The organism is Okeania hirsuta (assembly GCF_003838195.1).
Taxonomy (GTDB): Bacteria; Cyanobacteriota; Cyanobacteriia; order Cyanobacteriales; family Microcoleaceae; genus Okeania; species Okeania hirsuta.
In genome coordinates, this window is sequence record NZ_RCBY01000274.1 from 1 (window position 1) to 8,710 (window position 8,710).

Annotated in this window: 9 protein-coding genes; 6 read left to right on the top strand and 3 right to left on the bottom strand. The window is 33.8% G+C overall.

Going from position 1 to position 8,710, the window contains the following annotated elements; genetic code table 11:
- Nucleotides 1-1,225 precede the first annotated feature (1,225 nt).
- The gene (locus D5R40_RS27745; protein WP_240039189.1) at nt 1,226-1,624 is read right to left on the bottom strand and encodes a DUF1361 domain-containing protein; all 399 of its coding nucleotides are present in this window, start codon (nt 1,622-1,624) and stop codon (nt 1,226-1,228) included.
- Between D5R40_RS27745 and D5R40_RS41530 the strand changes: the two genes are divergently transcribed.
- A complete protein-coding gene (locus D5R40_RS41530; RefSeq protein ID WP_275670463.1) occupies nt 1,624-1,746 on the top strand; it encodes a hypothetical protein in 123 nt (40 codons plus the stop codon). The two genes, D5R40_RS27745 and D5R40_RS41530, sit on opposite strands and share 1 nt — an antisense overlap.
- A 27-nt stretch (nt 1,747-1,773) precedes the next feature.
- On the opposite strand, the gene D5R40_RS36225 is transcribed toward D5R40_RS41530, so the two are convergent.
- Nucleotides 1,774-1,956: a hypothetical protein gene (locus tag D5R40_RS36225; RefSeq protein ID WP_124147518.1), complete on the bottom strand. Its 183-nt coding sequence runs from the start codon at nt 1,954-1,956 to the stop codon at nt 1,774-1,776.
- A gap of 344 nt (nt 1,957-2,300) precedes the next feature.
- Between D5R40_RS36225 and D5R40_RS27755 the strand changes: the two genes are divergently transcribed.
- A complete protein-coding gene (locus tag D5R40_RS27755; protein WP_124147517.1) occupies nt 2,301-3,698 on the top strand; it encodes a TldD/PmbA family protein in 1,398 nt (465 codons plus the stop codon).
- A 562-nt stretch (nt 3,699-4,260) separates the two neighbouring features.
- Here D5R40_RS27755 and D5R40_RS36230 read toward each other — a convergent pair.
- Nucleotides 4,261-4,413: a hypothetical protein gene (locus D5R40_RS36230; protein ID WP_161564734.1), complete on the bottom strand. Its 153-nt coding sequence runs from the start codon at nt 4,411-4,413 to the stop codon at nt 4,261-4,263.
- Between the two features lie 416 nt (nt 4,414-4,829).
- Here D5R40_RS36230 and D5R40_RS36235 point away from each other — a divergent pair, with 416 nt between their 5' ends.
- From D5R40_RS36235 to D5R40_RS27775, 4 genes are all read left to right on the top strand, one after another.
- On the top strand, nt 4,830-5,030 hold the full coding sequence (locus D5R40_RS36235; protein ID WP_124147516.1) for a hypothetical protein: 201 nt from the start codon (nt 4,830-4,832) through the stop codon (nt 5,028-5,030).
- Nucleotides 5,031-5,736: 706 nt separating this feature from the next.
- Nucleotides 5,737-6,237, top strand: a complete 501-nt coding sequence (locus D5R40_RS27765) for an AP2 domain-containing protein (protein ID WP_124147515.1) — start codon at nt 5,737-5,739, stop codon at nt 6,235-6,237.
- Between the two features lie 23 nt (nt 6,238-6,260).
- Nucleotides 6,261-7,442, top strand: a complete 1,182-nt coding sequence (locus tag D5R40_RS27770; protein ID WP_124147520.1) for an aldo/keto reductase — start codon at nt 6,261-6,263, stop codon at nt 7,440-7,442.
- A 392-nt stretch (nt 7,443-7,834) separates the two neighbouring features.
- Complete coding sequence (locus tag D5R40_RS27775) at nt 7,835-8,482, top strand: tellurite resistance TerB family protein (RefSeq protein ID WP_124147514.1); 648 nt, start codon at nt 7,835-7,837, stop codon at nt 8,480-8,482.
- Nucleotides 8,483-8,710: the final 228 nt, after the last annotated feature.

Sequence of the window (8,710 nt, forward strand, 5' to 3'; positions counted from 1 at the left end):
AAAAAACAGCAGCAAATAAAAACATTAAAAGCAGAAATAATAATCCTAAAAAGACTTTGTTTCCCCCCGGTTCTAGTGGATAAAAATACGGTTGAGCAATCTGCAAAAAACTATTCCAAAGTTTATTGTTAAATTTATTCATGTTTGATTTTCTAACAGTTAACTAATATAGATTATAACCTATAATTTTTCATCTGTAAATACATGGTGATATATATAAAAAATCAAAAAAAACAGGGTGATAAAGGATTTAAACCATGCCCATATATTGCTAATTAAAGCTACTTATATTTCCCAAATAAGTAATGAAATTTCCTAAAAGTTAATAGTTTTTTTAACCAAAAAATAAGGTCTCAAGCCTCTCCTTTCAAGGGGATGAAAAAGCGGTCGTTAGCGCAGCTTCCCGTAGGGTGGGATGGCGAGGAAACCTGCCCCATATCCAATCGACCAAGAGAAAATAAAGTTCAATATTTCCAGCCTCTGACTTTCCTGCGGAATGCTGCACAAACAGGTAGAGCTACTGATAACTGATAACTGAAATGACTTGCTTCAATTTTGAATAAAAATCAAATGTTAACTACATAAACTTTAGTCTTTCCTAGATATTTCTTCCCTATATTTTTGGTTTATATAGCAATCCTAAATAGGTTGCGGGTAATCAAAAAGTAAATAAAAAAACTGAAACTCTTACCAGTTAAGTGTTCCCAGTTAAGTGTTCCCTAAAAAGCAGTAAGATTTTTGACACGAATAAAATAGGATTGCTATAGCAGTTTTCATTAACATAAAATACAGAGATTTTTACTTAAAGGCAGAAGGCAGAAGCTTTGCAGTCAACATGAGTGAAAACCGCTGTGACTTCAAAAAAAATGCAATTAAATTAGAAGATGGTTTGAATCTTACTCTAAATTGACCCTCTTCATTATTTTAATTTTCTAGCACAATAAATAGTAAATTAAATAGTCAATTTAAAGACTGAAATACCTGACTAAAATTTTGGTGAAGCTCTAGAATTTTTTTTCCTCTGCTTGATTTATTTGATATTGTTGCAGTATAGCTAAAGTTACTAATTTCATTAGCCAATACAAACTAAAAATAACTATAAAAGTAATTAATATTACTAAAATAGGACGGGTGCATCTCATATTTGCAAAAATACTTTTTTCCTATATATCCCCTGTTGCCAGATGAGCTGTTGCCTAAAAGCGATAAATTTTTGGCTTTATTCTTACATTGAGATGCACCCAATAAGACCTTGACCAAACATATCGCTATAAACACTTTTTATCAAAGTATTAGGATTAGTAACTATATCCCAACTATTAAAACGTTTGAACCTTCCCAGATAAATACCAATAGCAGAAAGACAATGAATAATTAACTCTATTCCCAGAATAAAATTACTCCAACTTTGTCGCTGTAAATAGTAGCCCAAATTAATTAAAGAAAGAACATAAGCTTCAAACCCAATAAACATAAATAACAAATATTGGGGAACTACTGCTAAAGTCAAAACCCATACAGAATTACTTTGACGAATATCTTGATCGAGATGAATAATATCAGTTAATACATAAGGAGCATTAGGTAAAAAAGCGATAAAAATTAATAAACAAAACCACCACATTGAAGAAGGAGACAGGAGACAGGAGACAGGAGACAGGAGGAAAATTACATGGGGATTCGCTCCCCCAAGTAATGCGTGAACACCGTGTAGAGGGTGGGGTATTAAACCCACAAAGAAAATGATAAAGAAGAATGCTGGGGACGACGTAATCAACATATATCTAAAATTATTAATACTAAAGTAATAGCGATCGCCACTTCAATGTTCAATTTACTGCCATAGGCCACAACTCTATTTATATTTGGCAATAAACTAGCACCCAATAGTAATAAAACTCCCCATCGTATAAAAATGGAGCGAGGTTTGGAAAACAACCAAAAACTCATGGCCACAGTAAATCAAGCTAAAAATAGATTCCAAGACATGAATCTGCTATTACCTTCTAGAAATTGCCAAGCTGTGTTTATTACATTGATTATTTCAGCTTTCATTCATAACTCAAAAATGTATGTACAAGCATTCTACAATCCTAACTAAGATGAAATTAAGATTTTCAGGTATTCTCTAATTAGGTTCCACTGGTGTTTCATACAAACATTTATTATTATAAATAATATCCGAACGAGCTACTATAAGCCAGCAGTAACATTTTCAAGTAAGAAAGTGAATAATAACTACAAACTTTCATCAAATTTATTTGATTCAAGAACAAATAATATCAGCATAAAAATAGATAATGACTACAAAACTCACAAAAAATAATTCTCTTCTAGAGCAATTACAAAATAAAATTTATAATTACAGTAATCATGTCGATTATCTAGAAATTCGCCTAGAACAAAGTGAATCAACTACTATTTCATTTTCTGCCCTACAATTAAATACAATTAACTCTCATTTTTCCCTTGCCGGAAGTATTCGTACTTGCCACAAAGGAGGATGGAGTTTCGTTACTTTCAACAATATTTCAGAACTATCAAATAGAATCGAAGAAGCAATTTCTCACGCTTATTTAATAGGAAAAGAAAATACTCAGCTAGCTCCCATTGAACCTATTCAAGATTATGTAGTAGTCAAATTTGGCCGCGACCCCCGTGACATATCTTTAGAAGAAAAGCGACAATTAATTGAAACCTACAATCAATTATTGCTACACTTCGATCCTCGAATTCAGACCACAAATGTCAGTTATCGCGATCGCTTTGCTATTACTTATTTTGTCAATTCTATCGGAAGTTGCATAGCACAAGAACGCCTAGATGTCAATAGCAAATTCAGAGCCATTGCTTGTGGAGTAGGCAGTTTAGTTAAACAGGGCATCAAATATATCAGTTCTCGTACAGATTATCACACTCTCTGCGACATTGATAACCAAGTTATCGGGGCAGCAGAACAGGCCATCCGTCAACTAGAGGCAAAACCCGTTAAAGGTGGACAATATACTGTATTGTTAGACCCTTATATGGCAGGTGTATTTATTCACGAAGCTTTTGGTCATCTTTCTGAGGCAGACTCTATTTATGAGAACCCCCAGATGAAAGAGTTACTAAAATTAGGTAAACCAATAGGTATAGAAAAGTTGAATGTAATAGATGATGCTACTATTGATGGTTTGAGTGGTTCTATAAAATATGACGATGAAGGTGTTCCTGGACAGCGCAAATATTTAATCAAAAATGGAGTATTAACAACTCGTCTGCATAATCGAGAAACTTCTGGAAAAATGAGAGAAACACCTACAGGAAATGCTAGAGCTATAAATGCAATGTATCCACCTATTGTCAGGATGACTAATACAGCGATTGAAACAGGCGATCGCCCTGTTGAGGAAATGATTAAAGATATCGATCGAGGGGTTTATGCCATAGGAAGTCTAGGTGGCCAAACTAATGGAGAAATGTTTACATTTGCTGCGGCAGAAGGTTATATGATTCGTAATGGAAAAATTGCTGAAGCTGTCAGTAATATTACTTTGACAGGGAATGTATTTCAAACTCTCAAAGATATTGAAGCGATCGGTAATGATTCTACTTACAATAGTGGTAGTTGTGGTAAAGCAGGTCAAGCACCTTTGCCTGTAAGTATTGGCAGTCCCCACTTGATGATTAAAAATGTAGTAGTTGGAGGACATTGAGCAGAACAAAAGTGTTTATTAGATATCTCCGGAAGTTATATGTGGATAGCATTTTGGCGTTGCATAAATGCAGGATGATTTTAATAGTTTTGTGGAATAGGTATCTTGCCCATTTCTTATATTTTCGGGCCGGCCGGATGTCCACCTACTTATATTCATCCCATCCCTCAGCAATGCCTCATTTTTTGTGTTTTTATCTCATAAAGTTTCTTTCCCTTTGCCTTCTGGAGCAGATGAGCTATTGCCTACTTCTACAAAAAGTCTATTTTTTTTAGCCAGATGTTTATTGAGAGTAGAGTACAGATAGTTCATAAAAATATAGTCAAATATGACATATCCTTCTTGGAAAAGACTTGTAATTTCTAAGTTTCAGACCTATTCTCTAGAGAGCGATCATGTCAGCGGAACGGAGTTCTATCGCTACTTTATTTCCTAATAGAAAATATAAAATATGTCCAACCTGTAACAGATGTAAATATCGCCCTCTCCGAAAGTGACAAAACAGAGATAAAAGCAAAAAGCAGAAGTTATGTACTTCACTGAATCAAAAAACTGTTTAGCTTTATACAGCAGGAATAAATTCATCTTTAATGTACCGCAATACAAAATCAATTGTTTCTTGCCTCACCCATCCTTTTTGTACTGCGACCTCTCCAAAACGTAAATTTGTTTGACTCTGTTCTACCAAGATAGAATATATTTGTTTCTCATTCAATAATTTTGCTAATTTCAGATACTCACCAACTGTTTTTTTATGATTATCCGTAATTAGTTGAGCAAATATGTATACGAATAAATCTACAGTTTATTGATTAGTTATTCTCCACATTACAGCAATTTATCCAAATCTTAGGTGATAGTTACTACGTTGATATTGCAAAATTTATTATACTTGGTTTCCTGTGATTAAACCTGCTTGTTGTAATAACTTTCCTATGAGTTTTGAAAGTTCTTGTTTTTGAGAATATTTATTTGCATTATGCTATTCCATATAACTTTATGAAATGATTTTTTTCAAATTAATAACTTTTTATTCTTACCTAAGTAGAGCAGGCTAGAAAAAAGACGTTGCATTTTTAATCAAAAAAACCCTAAAGGCAATCAATATAAACTTTTGAGCTAATTTACAATTTGATACATAGCGCCCAAAATTTACCATGTTCTACATTTATAATAAATCTATTTTTTTTAAAAAAAAAATTTATAAATCAAAAACTTCAGGAAAAAGGGGTTATAGATGCTTTAATTACTCTAGAAGAAGGAGACAGGAGACAGGAGACAGGAGACAGGAGGAAAATTACATGGGGATTCGCTCCCCCAAGTAATGTGTGAACACCCCCGTTGACGGTGGGGTATTAAACCCACAAAGAAAATGATAAAGTAATAGACTTAACCATGCTTCATCCTCCTTATCTGTGCTATAGTATCTGAAGAATAATTTATACAACCTAATCGACAGTAGCCAACTTTAAACTCCTATTGATTGAACATCAATCTAGAAAGGCTATAGAGACTATCAATAGAAGTTAGGATATTTCTACTTTCGTGAAATATCATTCTATGACTCCGCTAATTTACTTAATTTATTTCTAGAAAGTGGCAAAAAATTTAAGGTGGGATTATCATTGATTTTATAGATGAAGTCTTAATTAGTAGCAAAAACTTATAGACAGGTTAAAAGTAGCTATAATTCGGGGGGTGATAAACAAAGAAAATCAAACTACACCTACTAAAGAATAAATACAATAAAGATTCACTAAACAAAAAAATTGACCATAAGAGTCATAACTTAAACTTATCAACTTATAGACATAGACAATGAAAAAAATAAATCAATTTGTGTTGATCTATTAATGACAAATGGGGTGCAGTCAGACAAAATAATCTAGCTGTAGCTAGAGAGATAAAAAGTTAAATAAAATGTTCTAAAAAACATACATACTCCGTACTGGCCTCAAATGTTTTGTATTCTACTCTCTTAATTCAGATAAACAAGGGAGAATAATAACTTTATTAATTTAATAAGAAGGCCGAAAAAATGTCAAAAGAAATCTTGATTACCAGAGGACAGGTAGTAATAGTTGATGAACAAGACTATGAGGAATTATCAAAACATAAATGGTATTTGATAGATGGTTTTGCTGCCAGAACAATCAAGAAAGATGGCAAAAGAACCACAGTTTATATGCACAGAGTGATTATGGACGCTCCTATGGGTGTATCTGTTTATCATATTAATCACAACAAACTAGATAATCGACGAGAGAATTTACGCCTAGTCAAAGGAAGTGCGCGAATGCACAGGAGACCTAGCGTCAAACATTCATCTAAATATCGGGGAGTGTACTGGTGTAAAGATAAACGAAAATGGATTGCTGAAATCAAAGTGTACAAAAAACAAATACGTTTAGGTCGCTTTGATGTAGAAAAAGATGCGGCTGTTGCTTATGACGAAGCAGCAAGAAAATATTACGGGTCCCTAGCCAGAACTAATTTTACCATGAATAATATAGAAGTAGTAGAAGATCCCTCAATGTAACTTCAGAAAGATTATTAATAATGATGCAGTATCGACGCTTTGGGCGAACAGAATTACCAATGCCAGTATTTTCCTGCGGTGGAATGAGGTATCAATATAAATGGCAAGATGTGCCAAAAAATCAAATCCCACCAAATAATCAACAAAACTTAGAAAATACAATTCGTCGCTCCCTAGAATGCGGAATTAACCACATAGAAACCGCTCGTGGTTATGGTACATCCGAGATGCAGCTTGGAGAAATTTTACCCAAGCTACCACGGGAAAAACTGATTGTCCAGACAAAAGTTAGCCCAAGCGCCGATCCTCAAGAATTCCAAAGTAAGTTACAGCAGTCGCTCCAATTTTTGCAACTAGAATATATTGATTTGCTAGGCATACATGGGATTAATACATTAGAACTACTCCATTACTCAATTAGGCCAGGAGGTTGTCTGGATGTGGCGAGAAAATTACAAATACAGGGCAAAGTCAGATTTATTGGTTTTTCTACTCACGGGCCGACTGATGTCATAGTTAAAACTATAGAAACAAATGAATTTGACTATGTTAACTTACACTGGTACTACATTAATCAAAATAATTGGCCAGCAATAGAGGCTGCTAATCGCTTTGATATGGGAGTATTTATTATTAGCCCCTCTAATAAAGGAGGTAAACTGTATCAACCACCACAGAAATTAGTAGATTTATGCTATCCACTCAGCCCGATGGTATTTAACGATCTATTTTGTTTGAGTCATCCTCAAGTGCATACATTGAGTGTGGGTGCATCACAACCAACAGATTTTGACGAACATCTCAAAACAATTGAATTGTTAGATCGAGCTGATGAGATATTACCATCAATATTGGCAAGACTAGAGCAAGAAGCGATCGCTCAACTAGGAGAAAATTGGTTCAAAACCTGGGACATTGGTTTGCCCTCTCTAGAAGAGACTCCTGGAAATATCAATATCCCTGTGATTTTATGGTTAAGAAATCTAGCGATCGCCTACGATATGGTCGAATACAGTAAAATGCGCTATAACTTATTGGGTAATGGTAGCCACTGGTTTCCTGGTGCAAATGCTGAAGAATTAGAAAAATATGACCTGAGCAAATGCCTGGCCAATAGTCCCCATGCCGAAAAAATTCCGGATATTCTTCAAGATGCTCATAAACTATTAGGAGGAAATCCAGTGGAACGTTTGTCTAAAAGTTAATTTATTTATTTTATTTATCAAAATAATTGGGTCTAAAACCCCGCCTTGATTGGCGAAATGTTTTTGGAGGGTTGGTCAAAATACCCGTTACAAAAACAACTTCTGGCTTAGTTAGAGAAGGTTATTCTAGGTTGCGGATAAAAATATTTTGGAATTAACACTGGAGTAGGGAAAAGTACTAATAGTTTTAGACTTTATTAGACATCTCCAAAAAGAAAAAATAAAATCAATTTTTATTCATAAATTATCAATTTCCCTCTATTTTGCCTGTTCCCTGTTCTCTCTTTTGGAGGAGATGTCTATTATTTATCTATAACTTTAATTCTTTGACAAATCCTGTACTGATTCCTATATTTATATATAATTAAAATTTTATAGTCTCAAGAAAATCTATGTCGTATGAACATATTTTTAATAGTCAAGTAAAATGTTCGGAGGAATTAACCTCTAATGAAGCCATCTTTGCTATTGGTTTAATGGTCATGGCAGTTGATGGTGATATTGATATGAATGAAGTAGAAATTTTAGAGGGTTTTTTACTAAAAAAAGGGTTTAACGCTAAAGAAGTTGATGCAGCTAGAGAAAAAGTTTTAAGAATTATTAGTACAGAAAATAACGAAGCATTATTTTCGGCAGCAAAACAAGCACTTCAAGATGAAAAAGAAATAGAAAATGCTTTTGATTTAGCAGTAAAAATCGCAATAGCAGATGAGAAAGTAACAGAAGAAGAAAATAGTTTTGTGCTGGAGTTAGCTAGTACTCTAAAAATTGGTCAGCAAAAGGTGAATAAAATAGTTGCAGATGCAACAAAGTATTATCGTAATTCTGAAAAATTAATTGAAAAAATAGAGGAAATTTTATCAGAATTACCTATAGGATCTAAATACGAAGGCTATATTAATTCAACTACAGGTTTAAGATCGCTAAATATAAAAATCCGCACCCCAGATAACGAGTTAGTCATACTTAATATTGATGAAACTCGAGATGAAGCTCAAATAGAAATGGAATTGGAAGAAGCTCCACCTTGGATGCTCTAAATGCGGACATGATATTATTCCCTCTTCATTAATTGCGAGCAAGATGCTCGCACTATTTATTATGCTGATGCTACTGAACTTGAAATAACATTAGACTTGTCGCGAAATAAAACCTTAAAGTGAAATGGGAAAATTCTGGTTTTCACTGATTAAACTATGCTACCATTAAGTAGAAATTCCAGAGTCCAGCCGCAGTGAACATGAAGCGATCGTCGCGCATCTTTAATG

Excerpts from the sequence above, each read along its gene's own strand:
- D5R40_RS27755 (WP_124147517.1), top strand. The coding sequence starts at position 2,301 with ATGACTACAAAACTCACAAAAAATAATTCTCTTCTAGAGCAATTACAA.
- D5R40_RS27775 (WP_124147514.1), top strand. The coding sequence starts at position 7,835 with ATGTCGTATGAACATATTTTTAATAGTCAAGTAAAATGTTCGGAGGAA.
- D5R40_RS27770 (WP_124147520.1), top strand. The coding sequence starts at position 6,261 with ATGCAGTATCGACGCTTTGGGCGAACAGAATTACCAATGCCAGTATTT.
- D5R40_RS27765 (WP_124147515.1), top strand. The coding sequence starts at position 5,737 with ATGTCAAAAGAAATCTTGATTACCAGAGGACAGGTAGTAATAGTTGAT.
- D5R40_RS27745 (WP_240039189.1), bottom strand. The coding sequence starts at position 1,624 with ATGTGGTGGTTTTGTTTATTAATTTTTATCGCTTTTTTACCTAATGCT.